Annotated in this window: 1 protein-coding gene; it reads right to left on the bottom strand. The window is 48.1% G+C overall.

The window, feature by feature from the left end; genetic code table 11:
* Window positions 1–109: 109 nt before the first annotated feature.
* A partial coding sequence (locus AB9F29_RS21750; protein ID WP_369757228.1) for a hypothetical protein occupies window positions 110–320 on the bottom strand: 211 nt, incomplete at its 5' end.

The following is a 320-nucleotide window of genomic DNA, read 5'->3' as shown; positions in this document are numbered from 1 at the left end:
AGTCCTTTTCCACAGGCAACGCCATAATCTGTTCGAAAAGATTTTCGAACCGCCGTTCAAGTACAATTTTTTGATGGGCCTCAATGACGAAACCGACTTCTTCAAAAAGTTACGTGATTACATCCGCATCGCGGAAAGAAAACGGCGCTTTTGCTTTGTTAGATGCAGCTTCGCCAACATGATCGGCTAAAGCTTCGGACAGCGCTACGTTAAACGGTGAAACCGCACTCCAGCAGGTTAGTTTGAGTTTCCCACCCGCTTTGAGCACGCGCCGAATTTCCGCCAGCGCTGCTGGTTTGTTTGGAAAAAACTGTAAGCCC

Origin of the sequence: Falsihalocynthiibacter sp. S25ZX9, from assembly GCF_041205405.1 — a bacterium.
GTDB classification, from domain to species: Bacteria; Pseudomonadota; Alphaproteobacteria; order Rhodobacterales; family Rhodobacteraceae; genus Falsihalocynthiibacter; species Falsihalocynthiibacter arcticus.
This window is presented reverse-complemented; position numbering and strand designations above follow the sequence as displayed.